The following is a 17,000-nucleotide window of genomic DNA, read 5'->3' on the forward strand; positions in this document are numbered from 1 at the left end:
AGGTGCGTTGGCTCACGCACCTTTTTGTTATCTAAAACGCTGAATTTCTTCCGGGTCATCTGATTTTCGGTCTGTCAAAATCCCCATCTGTTTAATATGCTGCTTGGCTGCTTCATCCCCTAGAAGGTAAAGAATTGAATACAGTACTTTTTGCGACGCATCATAATGATCATTTTCAGGATCATGGTGATATTCCAAATACGGGATATGTGAACGGACGTATGTTTCTAAATCAGCTTCGTACTTATCCTCCATTACAGCCTGCAAAACCCCTACTTCCTTCTCCGTTGCATGAATCACAAAACTTGGGCTGTCAATCGGTTCAGGCAAAATACTCTCACTATTAAGATCCACATAATATATTTTCTTTTCCTGCTCCATCCTCATCATCTCCTTTTTTTTCTTTATCCTCTACCCGGTACCAAATAAATAAAACACATAAGCAGGACAGGCATCCTAACGTTTACTTTTTTTCCTAAAGGGAACGTCAAAACTGACACGTCATTTTGACAGGAGGAATATACATGAGCAAAACGATCTTTATCACAGGAGCAGGGACAGGTCTTGGATGTGGTGCAGCGCTTGGTCTCGCGAAAGCCGGTCACCGCGTTATTGCCACAACTGAAATCACCGCTCAGAAAACGGCCTTACTTGAAGAAGCCAAAAACAAGGCTTTAAGATAGATGTATTTAAGCTCGACATTACAAATCCGCGTGACGCAGCTCAAATAAACGAATATGACTTTGATATTTTCGGCGGATATGATCGCCAAAATGATCGAAATCATCCCGGCTGACCACCTCCATGAACATTCTCTTTAAAAAGAAAGATTGTTTTTTCATACTCAGGACGGGTAACATAAACATATCGATATAGAAATAAAGGAGTGCACATAATGGTCATCAAACAAAGTCAAGGAATTCAACTGCACGATTTTAACAATCTGACAAAATCGCTCAGTTTTAATATGTATGATATTTGCTGGACAAAAACGAAAGAGGAACGGAAAGCGTACATTGAATATATCGATGAACAGTATAACGCGGACCGGCTGACGGAGATTTTGAAAAACGTAACCGATATTATCGGCGCTCATGTGTTGAACATTGCCAAGCAGGATTACATTCCGCAGGGCGCGAGTGTCACGATGCTTATTTCGGAAGGGCCCGTCAACCCCGGGTCACGGGAAGAATCCCTTGAAGAATCACCCGGTCCCCTTCCTGATACAGTCGTCATGGCACTGGATAAAAGCCATATTACGGTTCATACGTATCCCGAATATCACCCGAATGAAGGCATCAGTACATTTAGAGCCGATATTGACGTGTCTACATGCGGTGAGATTTCACCGTTAAAAGCGTTGAATTACCTCATTCATTCCTTTGACACGGATATTATGACAATGGACTATCGCGTCCGCGGTTTTACACGGGACATTGACGGAAATAAGCTCTTTATCGATCACGACATCAATTCCATCCAAAACTATATCCCGGAAAACATCAAAGAGCTGTATCACATGATCGACGTGAACATTTACCAGGAAAATATTTTCCACACAAAATGTAAGCTGCGTGAGTTTGACTTGGACAATTACTTGTTTGGCCATACGAAAAACGACTTGGATGACGATGAAATCAACAAAATTACCCAAAAGCTGCATCAGGAAATGGATGAAATCTTTTACGGGAAAAATATTGTGAACGGTGCAAACGTCGGGGAACAATAAAACTTTCTATATAAATCAGAACATATAAGAAGAAGATGCTCTTCATATTTGAGAGCATCTTCTTCTTTGCCTTTCATTTCACCGGTCGATTTGCTTAAAATAACGATAAATTTTAGTCGATTTTTCCGCTTGCTTCCCTTTTTCGCTTTCCATGCCGCCAAATTCAAAAAATCTGACTTTTTTGATTCCTACTTTAAACAAAAATAATTTATTTTATAACTTCGTAGCCTTCACAGCCGCCGTTCACCGTGTGAGAAATGAAGTAACGAAAGATGCTAAATCAGACAACCTTACACCCGTTCAATACAGCATCCTTGAGTATATTGCCGTAAGTCAGCCGGTCACGCTTATTGAAATTAGTGATTGCCCTCATATACCTGTACTTTCCGAAAGACCCATCCAGCACAAACCTTCAGGTCCCCGAATTTTTTGTATATCATTTTTCAAATAGTCAATAATAAAGACATGGACTTGTAGCTCAATGATTAGAGCAGCCAATGGGATAAACTATTGTGTATCTTGTGGGTTAAAATCCCACCAAGTCCTTTTATACGACATTTGATTCTTTTCTAAAATCCAGTGTTTAAAACTTCACACTTATTTCCCCCAATTGTCATGCCTGTACATGGAAATGACAATATATTCCCGCTTAAATGAGCTATACATACTTAACTTTCTTCATTTTAAGGAATGAGCAGGAGTGACGCTTATGTTTTTTTTAAAAGGTCATGCCATTAGTTTGATTATATTGACATTAGCCGGTTTCCCAAGTGCAGCTTTAGAGGAAGACAAGATCGGCCTGCAAACAAGTTACATGGATGCAGGTTACTCGTCTTTATCCGAAGCGTTTTATAAAAGCAGCCACCCTTTTAACCGCGGCATTGGGCTTTCAGTCCAAGATTCACCTGTTCTCTTTACCCATAATTCAGGAAGGCTGAATTACATGAATGGCGAAATAAACGGTGAATTTGCAATGGACTATATAAATCAAAACCAGCTTGAAAATCATTTGATCATTCGTGTTAAACCTATTGGACAACAAGTGGAATTTAAAGAAGATGAGATCGACCATTCCATTCAGCTCAAACACGGAACGGAAGCGGTCTACCTTTTTGGGAATCGATTTAATACGTTAGCCTTTGAAAAAGATGGATGGCAGTATATGATCAATACAAGTAAACATACATCCGGTGCAATCAACCTCGACCTGTTAACGGCTATCGCTAACTCCATTATTGAGACCGCAAAATAAAAGGGTCAGAGACGTCAATTTACAATGCTCCGACGTAGTATATGATTCCTACTGAATTCGAACCCGTGGTTTCTTTCCAGGAATTTTTTTCTGCAAAAGATTTCTCACTTAAACAGATGATGTATGTATAAATTTAAAAGCAGATCTTTTACCATACATCCACAATCAAAAACCGGAAGCGGCTGCTCCCGGCTGATCATCTTCTTTTGCAAATATTAAAAGGTTAGGCGCACGTTCTTTCCTTGCTCCATAATCGCATTCTCGCCATTAACCGCATCACTTGTCAAAAGGTCGATCCATTCAATCGTTTCGCCTTTCTCTACAATAAAGCCCATGCTGCCGGATTTGATTTCACTCGGCTTAAGTGTACTAGCTAATTCTTCTAAGTAAAAATCATCTTCCCATGTTTTCAGCTCACCGGTGCTCGTTTTCAAGTGGGCAGCCGGATTGAATTGGACGGGTTCATCTGAAGTATTTTCAAATGTTACGCTGATCTTCACGAAATCAAATTGCTCCTCATGTGTGTACATATGAAAAAAATCGATCATGCTGTAATCCGGCGTAAAATGCATGACCTTCGCTTCGTTCAATGTCACCTGCACAGGTCCGACCTGCACCTGCTCATCTGCTGATTGATAACGTAAAAGCATCAATTCCCCTTTTCCATCTGAAACAGCTTGCTTTTCCTTCAAAAGCGTTTGGTCATCGGTCACTTGCGGATTTGGCACATATTCAGCCGCTTCTTTCGTTTCAGCCGCTGCTGTCTCTACTGCAACGGCAGGCTCAGCTTCATTTGGTGATTCTAATGATTGGCTGTTATTGCTGCAGCCCGCTGCCAGCAGCATCGCCGCCATCATCCAGCTTAATCGTTTCATCACATAGCTCCTGTTCTTTTTGAAAAAAACGCCCGCTGCCCGATCGGCAGCAGGAGCATTTTCCACTTATTTTTTCTTGCTTCCTAACAAGCCAAAAATGATTTCCGCATTTTTTGTGTTGTCAATTTGGCCGGCAAATCGTTCTTTGTACGGTCCATATGCGTAAACCGGCACATCTTCACCAGTATGGCCGCCTGTTGTCCAGCCTGTATGAGAACGTTTATTAAAAATTTCTTCAATCGCATTATCAATATTTGCCTGCTTGCCGTCCGCTGCCGCTTCTTCAACGGATTGGATTTCTTCATCTGTCAGCGCAAGCATATTTTGATCAATGTACGTAGTCAAAATCTCTTTTACATTGCCGCCTTTCATAATTTCAGCAGCCATAAAGTCCGGTGTGCGTTTTGCCGCTTTAATCGGCTCCCCAAACCAGTTGTAAATGCCATCTGCTCCGATTGAGTAACCGCCTGTGGAATGGTCAGCCGTCACAACTACAAGTGTGTGCTTGTCTTTTTTCGCAAATTCGATCGCTGCTTCAACCGACTTTTCAAAGTCCTCCATCTCACTCATCGCGCTGACAATATCATTATCATGCCCGGCCCAGTCGATCTGGCTGCCTTCTACCATCAGGAAGAAACCTTCTTTGTCCTTTTTCAAACGATCGATCGCTGAAGACGTCATGTCCTCAAGAGACGGTGTTTCTTCGTTCCGGTCAATCATTTTCGGCAGCCCGCCTTCTGCGAACAGGCCGAGTACTTTTTGGTTGTCATTATCGAGCATTGCTTCCTTGCTTGTAACGTAGCTGTAGCCGTCTTTTTGGAATTCAGCTGTTAAATCGCGGTCTGCCCGGACAAAATTTGATTCACCGCCGCCAAGAAGGACATCAATTTTATGGCCGCCGTTAACAAGCTCATCATAATAATCATCCGCAATAGCATTCATGTTTTTCCGGTTTTCATCGTGTGCACCGAATGAAGCCGGCGTCGCGTGTGTAATTTCAGACGTCGCCACAAGTCCCGTAGCTTTGCCATTTTCTTTCGCTGCTTCCAATACCGTTTTCACTTCTGACTTATCGTTGTCTACCCCAATCGCCGCATTGTATGTTTTAATGCCGGCTGACATTGCTGTTGCCGCAGAAGCGGAATCTGTGATGTTTTGTTGAGGGTCTTCCGGATATGTCATCTGCTGGCCGACCAAATACGGATCAAAGGCCGTCTGCTCGACAACCGGCGTAGACGGGTCATCCTTTAAATAACGGTAAGCGGATGTATACGACGTGCCCATGCCATCCCCGATCATAAAAATGACGTTTTTTATTTTAGCGTTATCCTGTTTTTTAGATCCGGCAGCTTCCGCATCTGTATAAGAAAACCCGCTTGCTGCGCCTGTTATTGCCATCACTGACACTGCACAGATCGGGATCCATTTTTTTCGCCACTGCTTTTTCATTTCATATAACCTCCGGTAGTATGTATTGGATTCGTGCTTTACTATAGAGGTTCAATATGAAGTGAATGTTAAGGGAATGTAAAAATGACTTGGGCGGTAAAAGACCTTGGAAGCCTGTACTCCAAATGACTTACTCACTTTCAAAACCCAAGGACTATTCATATAAAGAAAAAGGAATAAAATATAGGCCTATTAACCAATTAAACTGTTTATATATAGAAATATATTAGATGATAGGAAAAAAGTAGCCTTTTTTTCAAAAAAGGCTTTTTGATGAGATTAGCCCCCTTGTTCATTTTAGTATTGATCATTTTTTTCCTTCATGAAAGAGCTTTGTTGCAGAGGGTTAAATAGAAATGAGCCATCTCCCCTTATCCAGAAGAAAAACGGACGGAAATTGAGAATAAATTTAAAGTGAAAGAGCAACATATAACCGTCGTGTAAAAGTGATCATCAATTTAAACCAAATCATTCAGAATTTTAGAAAGCGGGTAAAGAATGCAAATTGAAAAGATAGAAACGTTTCCATTGGTTCATAAACTTTCTGCTCCTTACGGGGATGCAAATGGTTATAAGAAATATAGATCCTGCTATCTGGTACGCATTATAACAAAATCTGGTATAGACGGCTGGGGGGAATGTGTGGACTGGCTTCCTACATTACAGGTGGGATTTAACGAACGAATCATTCCTTACCTAATTGGAAAACCCGCATCTGACCGGCTGCAGTTAGTGGCCACGATTAAAAAATGGCATCAGCGGGCTGCGGCGGCTGTAAGCATGGCTTTATCAGAAATTGCAGCCAAACATGCCAATCTCTCCGTATGTGATCTATGGGGAGGGAAATGGAGAGACAGCATACCTGTATACGCCTCATTTCAATCCTATACGGACAGCAAAGATTGGATCAATCACTCCCTACAGCTGATTGAACAGACCGCTGCAAAAGGGTTTAGCAGCATAAAGGTGAAAATTGGCGGTCGGAGATTCCAGGAAGACGTATCTCATATTACCTTACTGCAGAAAATGACAGAGGAACGATTACGGTTAATTCTTGATGCCAACCAGAGCTACGATATGGCAGCAGCCCGTATGTGGGAACGTTATTTTTCAAACTGGCAGAATTTATTATGGCTCGAAGAACCAATGCCAATAAACAATCTGTCTGAATATAAATTGCTGCGTGCAAGCCTTTCAGTGTCCATTGCAGGGGGAGAAAATATGAAAAGTGCTAAACAATTTTTGCCGCTGCTTTGTCAGAATGCCTTTGATATTATCCAGCCGGATATATTGCATGGGAATGGAATAGAGGACTTTCGGGACACGTTACAGCTTGCCCGCCATTTTGGAATACGAGTTTCCCCTCATAGCTACGATGGAGCACTTTCAAGATTATATGCCTTATTTGCCCAAGCAAGTTTATCTGATTGGAGCAAAATGGAGGAAGAAAAAATTGAACCGGTAGAATGGGATGTGATGGAAAATCCTTTTTCTGAGCTTATCCCCCTGAAGCCATCCAATGGCCATGTATTGATTCCAGATGGAATAGGCATTGGTGTGGAAGTAAATACAGATATAATCAAAACATATCTCTGGGATGGATCGCCTTATTGGGAATAGCATAAAAAAAGTCCATCCTGCTATTTTCGCAAGATGGACTGATACACAGATTTTATCTTATTTTACGATCACAGAACGATAAATAAGGTGTTTCTTCCGTTCTCTGAGGTTTTCCCGGCAAGGAACGTTTATTTCTCTCTCCGATAGACCGCTCTTGTTGACGTGTTGTAAGCCTGGAAGATTCGATCGATTTCTGCCTCATGATTTTCTTTCGCATCAACAAGCACAACGATGTTTCCTTCCTTCAAATACCGCTCATACTCTTTTGCTTTTTCTTCCGGAATACCGGCTCCTGCCAGCGCTCCGATAATTCCACCGCTCCCGAGACCCATACCTGCTCCAGTCAGTCCAGCAAGAATCGGTCCAGCTGCCACAATCGGTCCAATTCCCGGAATCGCAATCAAGCCGGCTCCAAGTATCGCCCCAAGTGAACCCCCGAGAAGACCGCCGGAAAGAGCCCCGATGCCTGCCCCTTTCTCGGCATGTTCCATGCGTTCACTGCTGTCCGTAATAATGTCTGCATTCGTTTCATGCTCAATGTCACGGACGTCCTTGCTGCTTTTCGCAAAAACGGAAATGTCATCAATGCTGTACCCTTTCAGCTTCAATGCTTCAATGGCTTTAATCACCGCTTCATGTTCTTGAAAGATACCACCAATAATTCTCATTGTCATGATCCCGATTCTCCTCTCTTTTCTTACCCTTATTCTTATTCCTATTCTTATTCCTTATTACCCCATACTCCAAAATTACTCAAACAGAAATTCAGAAAAATATCTCTTTTGTTCCTGGCGAAAACAGAAAAGTGATGAATCAAAGCTGTGTGAAGCGAGAACAACGACACATTCTTTTTAAGCCTTTTTCTTTATATATCACGCCTGACAGCCTATCTTTTGGTGAAAAAGCCAGAAGCCTTACTATTGAGAAGATTGTGATTAAATGAAGCTAAGTGTTCTTGATCAATCCGTTGTTACAAATGGCGGAACTGAACTGCTGCATTAAAAAATACGCTGAAGCTGGCCTAGTTAACGGAAGGAATGGGATACACCCGCTTTTGGACAGCGGAACATCATAACACAAACGGAATGGCGGATCCCTCGCCGGAAGTGCTCATTTCCCATATTGCTTCGAGTATAAACTCGATACGTGCAGGATCAGGAGGGGTTCTTCTCCCCCAGTATAGACCGTATAAAATTGCTGAGAATTTCAAAGTACTGGAAGCTTTATTTCCAAAACGGATTGATTTAGGAATCGGCAGCTCGCCTGGAGGTTCCGCAGATACCCGCTTGGCCCTTACGGATGATGTCAGGAAAAGCTTAAATGAGTTTCCGAGATAAGCGAAAGACCTGCAAGGCTATTTAACAAACGAGGACCAGGGTCAAACCGTAAAAGCGTATCCACTGACAGACAGCCTTCCTGAAATGTCGATGTTGGGCATTACCCACCACGGAGCAAGAACAGCCACTGCTTAACATGTAAAAAGAAGCAGCGGAAAAATTAAATAAAACTTTATTTGGATGACCTTGAACATAAATAAAGACAGCCACTTTCGCCAAATTCGTCGCCACTTCGCCCACAGTGCCTTTAAACACAAAAAAAGACCACTTCCGAAGAAGTGATCTTTTCGTAGAGAAACCGTGTTCCTGACGCTCTCTCGAAGGGTTTTGACACCCAATGATTCCTACTGGGTTCGAACCAGCGACCTCTACCCTGTCAAGGTAGCGCTCTCCCAGCTGAGCTAAGGAATCGTTTTACTGACAATTTATATTTTATTCAATTAAGCTGGTATTGTCAACGTTTTTTTGTATTTTTATTTAAACTACTTAATCTCGATAAACTTGTTGGCATGATAATATGCCGTATACTGCAAAACTTAGATTTGGTCACGAACATCTGAATTTGGTCACGAAAACATGCCCTTTGCCGTTGAATGGTAAGGGCAAAGGGCGTATTTTCTTCTATTTTATTCTCCGCCACATTAAATACAGCACGGTCATAAATAAAATCGTCATGATAAGAGCGGTAATGAGCGCGATGTGGTACGTGTTTGAGTCGGATATCGGTGACTGGTTGCCCATCGAGACAAAGATGCCGGCCATAATGATGCTGAAGGCGAGCATGATGACACTTAGAACAATGAGCGAGGCCATCCGCTCGATGCGCCTCATCATGTTGTCGTCGGCGGTCAGGTGCATTTTCAGTTTCGGCTGGCCGCCCTCCCATTCGTTCAGCGTTTCATTTAAAATACCGGGCAGCTTCACAGCGGCCATTTTAAACAGCCGCAGGAATGAACGGGATTCACGCATCATTTCTTTCGGATGGACCCGCCCCATCAGCACTTCATGCGCCATGTCGCGGACCATGCCGGATAAACTTGAACCGGGGTCGAGCGCAATAACAGTTTGTTCGACTTTTAAAAAAGCCTGGCCGACCTGGACAAAATCTTTTGGGATTGTAATATGATGGCTGCCGGCGACCATGAACAGCTCCTGCAGCATCGCCCCCATTTGTACGTCCACAAGCTCAATGTCCATATAGCCGGCCATCCAGCGGCTAATGTCGCGCTGGAGCAGCCGCCGCTCAATTGGTTTTCTTGCGCCCATTTCAAGTACTAACATCGACAGCGACGCGGCATCCCGGTCAGCGAGCGCAAACAAGCAGTCTGAGAGTAAATGCTTCATGTCGTCAGAAAGCCTTCCGGTATTGCCAAAGTCAATGAGTCCAAGGCGGCCGTCTTTTAAGAGCAGCAGGTTGCCAGGATGCGGGTCGGCATGAAAAATACCGTCGATAAACACTTGACGAAGCACGGTTTCCGATAATGCACGGGCGAGCTCCCGCCGTTCTTCCACTTCAATCGCTGCGATGACATCTCCCCGCAGCGATTTACCGCTCACAAATTCCATTACAAGCATCCGCTCAGTCGTCCATTCCGGGAAAATGCGCGGCACGTAAATGCGTTTTTCTTTCATTAAATCGCGTACACTGACTGCTTCCATCGCTTCCATCCGATAGTTCATTTCCCGACCAAGCGCTGCGGCAAAGTCGTCAATGATCGCTTTTAAGCTGATCTGCCTGGCAAGCTCGGAATTTCGTTCGGCTAAATTAGCAAGCTGGCGCAAAATCGAGACGTCGTTTCGGATCACCGGCTCAATTCCTGGCCGGCGGATTTTAATGGCCACTTCAGTCCCGTCTTTTAGTGCGGCACGATGCACTTGCCCGATGGAAGCGGCACCGAGGGGTATTTCTTCCATGTAAATAAGCCAGTCTTCCAGCGGCTGCCCCGCTTCCGACTCGACGATTTTTTTTATGGCCTCATATGGCATCGCCGGCGCGCTGTTTTGCAGCTTAGCGAGCGGATCCGTCCATGACGGTGGCAATAAGTCTGTTCTCGTTGATAAAAACTGGCCGAGCTTCATAAATGTCGGTCCAAGTTCTTCAAGTGCCCGCCGCAGCTGCTCGCCTTTTACGTTTTGTTCTTTCGCGCCCCAGCGTGTAAATGGAATTTTTTCCGCCAGGCCAAGGTCTTTTATGTATCCAGCAAAGCCGTGCTTCGCGAACACCGCCACAATTTCTGGCGCGCGCCGAAGCGTTCCGATTTTCACCACGTCGTCACCTTCTCCGTTTCCATCTTTTTTTCCATCATATCATATCCGCTTCTCTTCTCGCTCAAAAAAGAACTTTCGTTCGCTTCTGGTCATGGTAAAATGAGCTGACAACATTTTTGGGGAGGTTTTCGGATGAAACGCGGAACGATTCAAGATCATCTTATACATTCAAACGAATTAAACGAAGACATTTCCTTTCTCGTTTATGTTCCGGCGGATTTTTCGCCAATGTTTTCGTATACGTTTTTAATTTGCCAGGACGGAAAGGATTATTTTCAAATGGGCCGTCTGCCGCGCGTAGCAGATGAACTGCTTCGAGAAGAAGAAATTGAGCCGCTTATTATCGTCGGCATTCCGTACAACGATAAATATGACCGGCGTGACAAATACCACCCGGAAGGTGCAAAGCAAAAAGCCTATATTCGCTTTTTGGCACATGAGCTCGTGCCGTATTTAGATGAGCAGTTCCCGGGACACGGTGACCGGTTTGGCCGGGCGCTTGCGGGCGATTCATTAGCTGGTACGGTATCATTCATGGCAGCACTGGAATATCCGGATTTGTTTGGACGCGTATTGATGCATTCTCCGTTTGTGGACAGCACGGTCATACATAAGGCAGAACAAGCGAAAACACTTCCCTCTCTTTATCACATGATTGGCACAGAGGAAACGGACGTGCTTATGACAAACGGCGAAAGAGCTGATTTTTTAACGCCGAACCGGACGCTCTACTCTCTTTTAGCCGACAAAACAACAGACTATTTTTATGACGAGTTTGCAGGTGGCCACACGTGGACATATTGGCAGAAAGATATGAAGCCGGCACTGATAAAAATGTTTGAATGAGCTTCGGCTCTCATTCCGCATTTTCGAAAACGTTTGGTATACTAATAGAGGAGACGTTAATTTAAAGGGAGTGAATGAACATGAAATACGGTGTTGTCATTTTTCCATCAAAATCTTTGCAGGATAAAGTAAACGGTTACCGGAAGCGGTACGATCCGCATTATGCGCTTATTACGCCGCATATTACGCTGAAAAGCCCGTTTGATGCGGATGAGCAGGACGTTAGTCAGATCGCGGAAAAGCTGCGCCGCATCGCCGCTGTTCATCAGCCATTTTCGTATCATGTCAGCAAAGTAAAGTCGTTCGAGCCGGTCAACAATGTGATTTATTTTAAAGTTGACCTGAACAAAACGCTTGATTCTTTATATGAGATGCTGCATACGGATGAGTTTCCGGGTGAAGAGCCGTATGGATTTGTTCCCCACATTACGATCGGCCAACAGCTGTCCAATGATGAGCATTCGGATGTATACGGATCGCTCCAAATGGAATCGATTGACTTAACGGAAATCGCGGACCGCTTTCATTTGCTGTATCAGCTTGAAAACGGCTCCTGGACGGTATATGAAACATTTTTACTAGGAAAGGATGCATAGTATTTTGAATGTCGTAAAAACAACAGATTTGAAGCAGCGTGAAGACGCTTATGCCGTGCGCACTACCGTTTTTGTGGGTGAGCAGAATGTGCCCCCTGCACTTGAAATTGATGAACTTGAAGAGGAAGCCGTACATTTCGTTTTGTATGATGAGCAGCACGAGCCATGCGGTGCTGGCCGTTTTCGTACAGTCGGGGAATTCGGCAAAGTCGAGCGTATTTGCGTCTTAAAAGAAGCCCGGGGTCACGGCGCCGGCAATCTCATTATGGATATGATTGAAGGGTATGCGAAAACCGTCGACGGCTTGACAACACTAAAGCTTGATGCCCAGCTGCAGGCCATTCCTTTTTATGAAAAACGCGGCTACGAGATTGTATCTGGTGAATTTTTAGATGCCGGCATTTTGCATAAAACGATGACGAAACCGCTCTAACAGCAAAAAAGCGTATTCTTCAAAACGAGGAATACGCTTTTTCTATGGGATTGTCTCGATATGCCATCCTTCTTTCATTATGCCAATTTGTCGATTTCAAATCCTTTACCGCTAACTTGTGCCATATGTACGCGGAATGCCTCATGTTCACTTTGGCGTTTTTTTCTTTGCTCTTCTAAACTCATTTGTGGTTCAGAGCGGTCTCGTAATACTTTATCAAACGTTACTTTTGCAGCCGGATCGACAGATGAATAGCCCATGCTTGTTTCATTTAAAACCCGCTCTCTATAATCGTTGTACTGATATTGCGGAATCGGCATTATGTAACCCATTTCTCTCGCTCCTTTCTTTAGAAAAATGACGACTATATAATATGTATTCACTCTTTCCCCGTTTTATTTCTTATGTAAACCGTTTAATTTTAAAAAGAACCGTTTTACCTATATAGATAGGAAAAAAGGCAGCGTTTCCGCTGCTCTTCACATAGTCTTATTTGATCATTTTTGTAATCGCGTCCATGTCGAGCTTTTTGCCGTCTTTTAAAATCGTGTTGACAATTTCGTCTTCTACCTGTTTTGGCACTTTTTTTCCGGCAAGCGCTGCGGTTTGCGCGACCACAGCCCGAATGGTGCGTTCATCTTTAAAATCAGCGTACTGAAGTGAATCGACGAGCGCAAACACGTCACTCATACGCACGCCGGTTTTTTTCTCGATATTGCTGAAAAACTTGTCATTCATGGCTTGCTCCCCCTCATTTCAACTCAATAAAAGCTTGCACCGACGATAATGAGCAAAATGAACAAAACAACAATCAACACAAATGTGCTTGAGCCGCCGTAGCCGCCGTATCCATACATACCCATAATGCCTCCCCCTTTCGCTGTTCTCTCCTTATCATATGAAGGAGTGACAAAAAGGGATGGGCCCGCTCACCCTTTTGGCTTAAAAAAAAGGGCGCCAATAAAGCCAAAAACAATCGCGGCAGAAATACCGGAGCTTGTCACTTCAAACATGCCCGTTAATACGCCGACGACTCCATGCTTTTCAGCTTCCTGCATCGCACCGGCGACTAGCGAGTTGCCAAAGCTCGTAATCGGCATTGTCGCCCCTGCCCCGGCAAAATCCACGAGCCGGTCATACAAACCAAAGCCTCCGAGTATCGCTCCTACTGAAACAAGAATCGAAAGCGTGTGGCCCGGTGTCAATTTGCCAACATCCATCATAAGCTGGCCAATGACACAAATAAGTCCGCCAATGACAAATGCCCAAAAAAACATTGCAATCATGTATCTCTTCCTTTCTTTATGCCGTTTCTTCTTTTAATTTAATAATTTCCGAGAGCCGCTTATCCGCTTCTTTTTCAGTTAAATGCCCGGCTTCCATGTCTTCTTTCAGCCGGACTGCTTCAAGGAAGATTTTATAATCACTCGAGACGACAATTTCTGATTCTTCCTTCTCTGCCATTTTTTCAATATGATCATCTAGTTCTTTTTCAATTTTTTTCATTTGAAACCGGTCAAGGTGGCGTACTTTGTAAGCAACGAGCAGCTGATCCGTTCCTTTTACGACTGCCGTATCATATATTTCTTTAAATGAATCCGCTTCTTTTTTTATATCAGCCGCCAAGCTGTCACGGTGTCCATCCAGCTGTACCGCATCGGGATCAGCCGTTTCAATCATTGCGGTTCCGTCGTGCTCCTCCCCGCATCCCGCCAGTAAAAAGACCAGAATAATTCCCGCCATTTTGTTCATGACCTGCACCTCCGTTTTCGGTCAGTATGCGCGAAAACAAAAAAAAAATTCCATTCATCACGGCAATTGTCCATGCCGTTTTGAACGAAATTCATATTGTAATAATGTACCGATATTAAAGGAGGAGTGCCCAATGGGATGCCAAAAGCATCGCGACGATTTAGATGATAGCCGTTTTTCTTCTGAAAGCTGTGTTTGTGAAGTCGTCCGTGCGATTCGTGATATTCAGGATGCCAGACAGGATGAAGAGTGCCACGATTGCAAAGACTGCTTTGCCGAGCCGCTTGGCGATTTGGATGGACCGCGCCGCCGCAATGCCGACACACGCGTATTTACACTAACATCGAAAAAAGGAAAGCCGTTTTTTGCTTTCTTCAGCCCGGATGAAATGGATTATTGCGATTCCGGCTGTGTCTCCATCTACTTCCGTGTGGAAGATGTTTTTGACAGCTGCTGCGCGCGCTTGCGTGTGCTCGCGCCGCTTGATGACGAACGAGAGCCAGTGAACCTTGCTTCTGACGAAGGCATTAGCTTAAAACAAGTATGCAAAGTGGAAAATTTCAGAAAAACACGCAGCTGCATCACGGTCGACTTAAACGAGTTTATTGCCGTGCAATGTATCAAAGATGTTGACCTTGACGTGTGCCCTTAAATAGAACCGCCTCATCAATAAATGAGGCGTTTTTTTTATTATGTGCCGGCAAGACGAATATGAAGAATCTCTGCAATCGGCACCGGAACAATTTCGTGACTTTCTTCATCTAATATCCACACATGTACCTCATCGAATTTTTCAATCGTTCCACGTACAGAACTGTCAGACCATTCAAAGCGGCAGGGGACTGGAATGCGCCGTTTCGCTAAATAGAGGACCTTTTCTGTCGTGTCCATTTCCCGAAAAGGCTTCAAGATGCCGGATGCAGAACCAGGACCCGTCTTTTCCACATCCGGTTTCGCTGTTTTGGCTGGTTCGACTGCGCCCGCTTTCACGACTTCCTGCATAACAGGCTGCACTGGCTGCAAATGCGGCTGCCCGATATAAAGCAATGGTCCGGATGGTTTTTTCATCATGCATGCACCTCCGCTTTTCGTCCAGTATATGCAAAAAACCGCCCATTATGGACGGTTTTTTAAAATTAGTTGCCTGTAATATGATAGCCGGAGTCAACGTGGATGTTTTCACCCGTAATACCACGGGACATATTACCAAATAGGAAGACCGCTGCGTCACCGACTTCTTCTTGTGTTGTTGTCCGGCGAAGCGGCGCGCGCTCTTCAATCTGTGTCAGCATATCATTGAAATCGCTAATGCCTTTCGCTGCCAGTGTACGGATTGGGCCTGCTGAAATCGAGTTGACACGGATGCCGTCTTTGCCAAGATCCGCTGCCAAATAACGAACGCTCGCATCAAGAGACGCTTTTGCCACACCCATCACGTTGTAATTTGTAATGACGCGCTCGCCGCCTAAGTATGTCAGCGTCACGATGCTGCCACCTTCTGTCATCAATGGTTTCGCGTATTTTGCGACCGCTGTTAATGAATATGCGCTAATGTTGTGGGCAAGCATAAATCCGTCACGGGACGTGTCAACAAAATCGCCATCCAAATCTTCTTTGTTCGCAAACGCGATGCAATGCGCAAGACCATGAATAACGCCTGTTTCTGCTTTAATGGAATTAAAGCATGCTTCAATTGCTGCGTCATCTGCTACGTCGCATGATAAAATGAACGGATCGTTTTGATTTTCAAGCGTTGCCGCCAAGTCGCGTACATTTTTCTCTAACCGCTCGCCTGCATATGTGAAAATAAGGCGTGCTCCTGCCGCGTCAAGTGAACGGGCAATTCCCCAAGCGATGCTGCGCTTATTAGCGACACCCATTACGACAAACGTTTTTCCTTCAAGTGAAAATGACATATATCCGTTCCCCCCATTTATACAAGTTATTAGTACCTAGTGTTAATTTTATCATGAATAGAAAAAAAATCAACGGGTATGGTGCCGGCTTTTGCCTTACTTTTAAATTTTCTCCAAACGGCTTATACTAATGCAGTAAACAAAATGAATAAGGAGCGATTGAATGAAGCTGGATATTATCGGAGATGTACATGGCTGTTTCGATGAGTTTCGCACGCTGACGCGTACGCTTGGATATATGTGGGACGAAGGCATGCCTGTTCACCCGGACGGCCGGACACTTGCGTTTGTCGGCGATTTAACGGACCGGGGACCGGATTCTGTCCGTGTAATGGATATCGTCTGCCGACTGTTTGAAGAGCACGGTGCGCTTTATGTGCCCGGCAATCACTGCAACAAGCTGTACCGGTATTTTCTTGGAAACAATGTTCAGGAAACGCACGGCTTAGAAACGACCGTTGCGGAGCTCGATTCCATGCCTGCCGATGAATACCGTCTGCTCAGAAAACGATTTTTATCCATGTATGAAGAGTCGCCGTTTTATCAAGTTCTTGATCACAATAAACTTGTAATCGCCCATGCCGGCATCCGCGCCGATTACATCGGCCGTCTTGACTCCCGCGTGAAAACATTCGTGCTCTATGGAGACATTACCGGCGAAAAACACGCCGATGGCTCTCCTGTCCGGCACGACTGGGCGAAAAAATATACAGGCGATGCTTATATTGTATATGGACATACGCCTGTTGAAGAGCCGCGTAAAGTTGGCGAAACGATCAATATCGACACCGGCTGCGTCTTCGGCGGCAGACTGACTGGCTTGCGCTGGCCGGAGCGTGAAACGGTATCCGTTGAATCAAAACAGCCGCTCGTCAAGGAGAAATTTCGCTCATTTGACTGAACATAAGATCTTATAAAAAAATACCT

Annotated in this window: 21 protein-coding genes, 1 tRNA gene and 3 pseudogenes; 11 read left to right on the forward strand and 14 right to left on the reverse strand. The window is 44.4% G+C overall.

Annotated elements, in window-relative coordinates; translation table 11 throughout:
- Nucleotides 1-27: 27 nt before the first annotated feature.
- On the reverse strand, nucleotides 28-381 hold the full coding sequence (locus VQ00_RS09230; protein ID WP_046179848.1) for a hypothetical protein: 354 nt from the start codon (nucleotides 379-381) through the stop codon (nucleotides 28-30).
- 143 nt (nucleotides 382-524) lie between these two features.
- On the opposite strand from VQ00_RS09230, the pseudogene VQ00_RS18105 reads away from it, so the two are divergent.
- Both VQ00_RS18105 and speD read left to right on the forward strand, forming a co-directional pair.
- A pseudogene (locus tag VQ00_RS18105) lies at nucleotides 525-754 on the forward strand (SDR family NAD(P)-dependent oxidoreductase); the annotation flags it as partial.
- A 141-nt stretch (nucleotides 755-895) separates the two neighbouring features.
- Nucleotides 896-1,729, forward strand: coding sequence for an adenosylmethionine decarboxylase (gene speD / locus VQ00_RS09235; protein WP_046179849.1), 834 nt, complete (start codon nucleotides 896-898; stop codon nucleotides 1,727-1,729).
- A gap of 78 nt (nucleotides 1,730-1,807) precedes the next feature.
- Here speD and VQ00_RS19130 read toward each other — a convergent pair.
- Nucleotides 1,808-1,939: pseudogene (locus VQ00_RS19130) on the reverse strand (NAD(P)H-dependent oxidoreductase); the annotation flags it as partial.
- Nucleotides 1,940-2,196: 257 nt separating this feature from the next.
- Between VQ00_RS19130 and VQ00_RS18600 the strand changes: the two are divergent.
- Nucleotides 2,197-2,275, forward strand: a pseudogene (locus VQ00_RS18600).
- A gap of 163 nt (nucleotides 2,276-2,438) precedes the next feature.
- Nucleotides 2,439-2,981 carry a hypothetical protein gene (locus VQ00_RS09240; protein ID WP_052728446.1) on the forward strand — a complete coding sequence of 181 codons (543 nt, stop codon included), beginning with the start codon at nucleotides 2,439-2,441 and terminating at the stop codon, nucleotides 2,979-2,981.
- Between the two features lie 215 nt (nucleotides 2,982-3,196).
- Here VQ00_RS09240 and VQ00_RS09245 read toward each other — a convergent pair whose 3' ends face one another.
- Together VQ00_RS09245 and VQ00_RS09250 are read right to left on the reverse strand one after the other, a co-directional pair.
- Entirely contained in the window at nucleotides 3,197-3,856 is a 660-nt protein-coding gene (locus tag VQ00_RS09245; RefSeq protein WP_046179949.1) for a DUF4352 domain-containing protein, read from the reverse strand.
- Nucleotides 3,857-3,922: 66 nt separating this feature from the next.
- Nucleotides 3,923-5,305, reverse strand: coding sequence for an alkaline phosphatase (locus tag VQ00_RS09250; protein ID WP_046179850.1), 1,383 nt, complete (start codon nucleotides 5,303-5,305; stop codon nucleotides 3,923-3,925).
- Nucleotides 5,306-5,803: 498 nt separating this feature from the next.
- Between VQ00_RS09250 and VQ00_RS09255 the strand changes: the two genes are divergently transcribed.
- Nucleotides 5,804-6,925, forward strand: a complete 1,122-nt coding sequence (locus tag VQ00_RS09255) for a mandelate racemase/muconate lactonizing enzyme family protein (protein WP_046179851.1) — start codon at nucleotides 5,804-5,806, stop codon at nucleotides 6,923-6,925.
- A 128-nt stretch (nucleotides 6,926-7,053) separates the two neighbouring features.
- Here the strand turns inward: VQ00_RS09255 and VQ00_RS09260 are convergent, their stop codons facing one another.
- A complete protein-coding gene (locus VQ00_RS09260; protein ID WP_046179852.1) occupies nucleotides 7,054-7,599 on the reverse strand; it encodes a general stress protein in 546 nt (181 codons plus the stop codon).
- Nucleotides 7,600-8,010: 411 nt separating this feature from the next.
- On the opposite strand from VQ00_RS09260, the gene VQ00_RS19140 reads away from it, so the two are divergent.
- Nucleotides 8,011-8,262: an LLM class flavin-dependent oxidoreductase gene (locus tag VQ00_RS19140; protein WP_245618095.1), complete on the forward strand. Its 252-nt coding sequence runs from the start codon at nucleotides 8,011-8,013 to the stop codon at nucleotides 8,260-8,262.
- Between the two features lie 338 nt (nucleotides 8,263-8,600).
- Here the strand turns inward: VQ00_RS19140 and VQ00_RS09275 are convergent.
- Nucleotides 8,601-8,673: transfer RNA gene (locus VQ00_RS09275), tRNA-Val, on the reverse strand.
- A gap of 210 nt (nucleotides 8,674-8,883) precedes the next feature.
- Nucleotides 8,884-10,530: an ABC1 kinase family protein gene (locus tag VQ00_RS09280; RefSeq protein WP_046179854.1), complete on the reverse strand. Its 1,647-nt coding sequence runs from the start codon at nucleotides 10,528-10,530 to the stop codon at nucleotides 8,884-8,886.
- A gap of 132 nt (nucleotides 10,531-10,662) precedes the next feature.
- Here VQ00_RS09280 and VQ00_RS09285 point away from each other — a divergent pair, with 132 nt between their 5' ends.
- The 3 genes from VQ00_RS09285 to VQ00_RS09295 all read left to right on the forward strand — a co-directional run bounded on the left by VQ00_RS09285 (nucleotide 10,663) and on the right by VQ00_RS09295 (nucleotide 12,405).
- Nucleotides 10,663-11,376 carry an alpha/beta hydrolase gene (locus VQ00_RS09285; protein WP_046179855.1) on the forward strand — a complete coding sequence of 238 codons (714 nt, stop codon included), beginning with the start codon at nucleotides 10,663-10,665 and terminating at the stop codon, nucleotides 11,374-11,376.
- 80 nt (nucleotides 11,377-11,456) lie between these two features.
- Nucleotides 11,457-11,972 (forward strand): YjcG family protein, encoded by a 516-nt coding sequence (locus VQ00_RS09290; protein WP_046179856.1) that lies wholly within the window; start codon nucleotides 11,457-11,459, stop codon nucleotides 11,970-11,972.
- A gap of 4 nt (nucleotides 11,973-11,976) precedes the next feature.
- Nucleotides 11,977-12,405 (forward strand): GNAT family N-acetyltransferase, encoded by a 429-nt coding sequence (locus tag VQ00_RS09295; RefSeq protein WP_245618092.1) that lies wholly within the window; start codon nucleotides 11,977-11,979, stop codon nucleotides 12,403-12,405.
- A gap of 77 nt (nucleotides 12,406-12,482) precedes the next feature.
- Here VQ00_RS09295 and VQ00_RS09300 read toward each other — a convergent pair whose 3' ends face one another.
- From VQ00_RS09300 to VQ00_RS09320, 5 genes are all read right to left on the reverse strand, one after another.
- Nucleotides 12,483-12,737 (reverse strand): hypothetical protein, encoded by a 255-nt coding sequence (locus VQ00_RS09300; RefSeq protein WP_046179858.1) that lies wholly within the window; start codon nucleotides 12,735-12,737, stop codon nucleotides 12,483-12,485.
- A 157-nt stretch (nucleotides 12,738-12,894) separates the two neighbouring features.
- Nucleotides 12,895-13,143 carry a stage VI sporulation protein F gene (locus tag VQ00_RS09305; protein WP_046179859.1) on the reverse strand — a complete coding sequence of 83 codons (249 nt, stop codon included), beginning with the start codon at nucleotides 13,141-13,143 and terminating at the stop codon, nucleotides 12,895-12,897.
- Nucleotides 13,144-13,166: 23 nt separating this feature from the next.
- Nucleotides 13,167-13,262, reverse strand: coding sequence for a YjcZ family sporulation protein (locus VQ00_RS18115; protein ID WP_156154037.1), 96 nt, complete (start codon nucleotides 13,260-13,262; stop codon nucleotides 13,167-13,169).
- 72 nt (nucleotides 13,263-13,334) lie between these two features.
- Nucleotides 13,335-13,691: a stage V sporulation protein AE gene (spoVAE, locus tag VQ00_RS09315; RefSeq protein ID WP_046179861.1), complete on the reverse strand. Its 357-nt coding sequence runs from the start codon at nucleotides 13,689-13,691 to the stop codon at nucleotides 13,335-13,337.
- A 16-nt stretch (nucleotides 13,692-13,707) separates the two neighbouring features.
- A complete protein-coding gene (locus tag VQ00_RS09320) occupies nucleotides 13,708-14,157 on the reverse strand; it encodes a YhcN/YlaJ family sporulation lipoprotein (RefSeq protein WP_046179862.1) in 450 nt (149 codons plus the stop codon).
- 133 nt (nucleotides 14,158-14,290) lie between these two features.
- On the opposite strand from VQ00_RS09320, the gene VQ00_RS09325 reads away from it, so the two are divergent.
- Nucleotides 14,291-14,809 (forward strand): CotY/CotZ family spore coat protein, encoded by a 519-nt coding sequence (locus tag VQ00_RS09325; RefSeq protein ID WP_046179863.1) that lies wholly within the window; start codon nucleotides 14,291-14,293, stop codon nucleotides 14,807-14,809.
- A gap of 38 nt (nucleotides 14,810-14,847) precedes the next feature.
- On the opposite strand, the gene VQ00_RS09330 is transcribed toward VQ00_RS09325, so the two are convergent.
- Both VQ00_RS09330 and fabI read right to left on the reverse strand, forming a co-directional pair.
- On the reverse strand, nucleotides 14,848-15,228 hold the full coding sequence (locus VQ00_RS09330; RefSeq protein WP_046179864.1) for a hypothetical protein: 381 nt from the start codon (nucleotides 15,226-15,228) through the stop codon (nucleotides 14,848-14,850).
- A gap of 65 nt (nucleotides 15,229-15,293) precedes the next feature.
- A complete protein-coding gene (gene fabI, locus VQ00_RS09335; protein WP_046179865.1) occupies nucleotides 15,294-16,073 on the reverse strand; it encodes an enoyl-ACP reductase FabI in 780 nt (259 codons plus the stop codon).
- Nucleotides 16,074-16,236: 163 nt separating this feature from the next.
- Between fabI and prpE the strand changes: the two genes are divergently transcribed.
- Entirely contained in the window at nucleotides 16,237-16,974 is a 738-nt protein-coding gene (prpE, locus tag VQ00_RS09340) for a bis(5'-nucleosyl)-tetraphosphatase PrpE (protein ID WP_046179866.1), read from the forward strand.
- Nucleotides 16,975-17,000 lie beyond the last annotated feature (26 nt).

The organism is Domibacillus tundrae (assembly GCF_000970675.1).
GTDB classification, from domain to species: Bacteria; Bacillota; Bacilli; order Bacillales; family Domibacillaceae; genus Domibacillus; species Domibacillus tundrae.

Coding starts and splice junctions, on each gene's coding strand:
- VQ00_RS09290 (WP_046179856.1), top strand. CDS start 11,457: ATGAAATACGGTGTTGTCATTTTTCCATCAAAATCTTTGCAGGATAAA.
- spoVAE (WP_046179861.1), bottom strand. CDS start 13,691: ATGATTGCAATGTTTTTTTGGGCATTTGTCATTGGCGGACTTATTTGT.
- VQ00_RS09255 (WP_046179851.1), top strand. CDS start 5,804: ATGCAAATTGAAAAGATAGAAACGTTTCCATTGGTTCATAAACTTTCT.
- VQ00_RS09300 (WP_046179858.1), bottom strand. CDS start 12,737: ATGGGTTACATAATGCCGATTCCGCAATATCAGTACAACGATTATAGA.
- VQ00_RS09330 (WP_046179864.1), bottom strand. CDS start 15,228: ATGATGAAAAAACCATCCGGACCATTGCTTTATATCGGGCAGCCGCAT.
- prpE (WP_046179866.1), top strand. CDS start 16,237: ATGAAGCTGGATATTATCGGAGATGTACATGGCTGTTTCGATGAGTTT.
- fabI (WP_046179865.1), bottom strand. CDS start 16,073: ATGTCATTTTCACTTGAAGGAAAAACGTTTGTCGTAATGGGTGTCGCT.
- VQ00_RS09305 (WP_046179859.1), bottom strand. CDS start 13,143: ATGAATGACAAGTTTTTCAGCAATATCGAGAAAAAAACCGGCGTGCGT.
- VQ00_RS18115 (WP_156154037.1), bottom strand. CDS start 13,262: ATGTATGGATACGGCGGCTACGGCGGCTCAAGCACATTTGTGTTGATT.
- VQ00_RS09250 (WP_046179850.1), bottom strand. CDS start 5,305: ATGAAAAAGCAGTGGCGAAAAAAATGGATCCCGATCTGTGCAGTGTCA.
- VQ00_RS19140 (WP_245618095.1), top strand. CDS start 8,011: ATGGCGGATCCCTCGCCGGAAGTGCTCATTTCCCATATTGCTTCGAGT.
- speD (WP_046179849.1), top strand. CDS start 896: ATGGTCATCAAACAAAGTCAAGGAATTCAACTGCACGATTTTAACAAT.
- VQ00_RS09285 (WP_046179855.1), top strand. CDS start 10,663: ATGAAACGCGGAACGATTCAAGATCATCTTATACATTCAAACGAATTA.
- VQ00_RS09325 (WP_046179863.1), top strand. CDS start 14,291: ATGGGATGCCAAAAGCATCGCGACGATTTAGATGATAGCCGTTTTTCT.
- VQ00_RS09230 (WP_046179848.1), bottom strand. CDS start 381: ATGGAGCAGGAAAAGAAAATATATTATGTGGATCTTAATAGTGAGAGT.
- VQ00_RS09240 (WP_052728446.1), top strand. CDS start 2,439: ATGTTTTTTTTAAAAGGTCATGCCATTAGTTTGATTATATTGACATTA.
- VQ00_RS09260 (WP_046179852.1), bottom strand. CDS start 7,599: ATGACAATGAGAATTATTGGTGGTATCTTTCAAGAACATGAAGCGGTG.
- VQ00_RS09245 (WP_046179949.1), bottom strand. CDS start 3,856: ATGAAACGATTAAGCTGGATGATGGCGGCGATGCTGCTGGCAGCGGGC.
- VQ00_RS09320 (WP_046179862.1), bottom strand. CDS start 14,157: ATGAACAAAATGGCGGGAATTATTCTGGTCTTTTTACTGGCGGGATGC.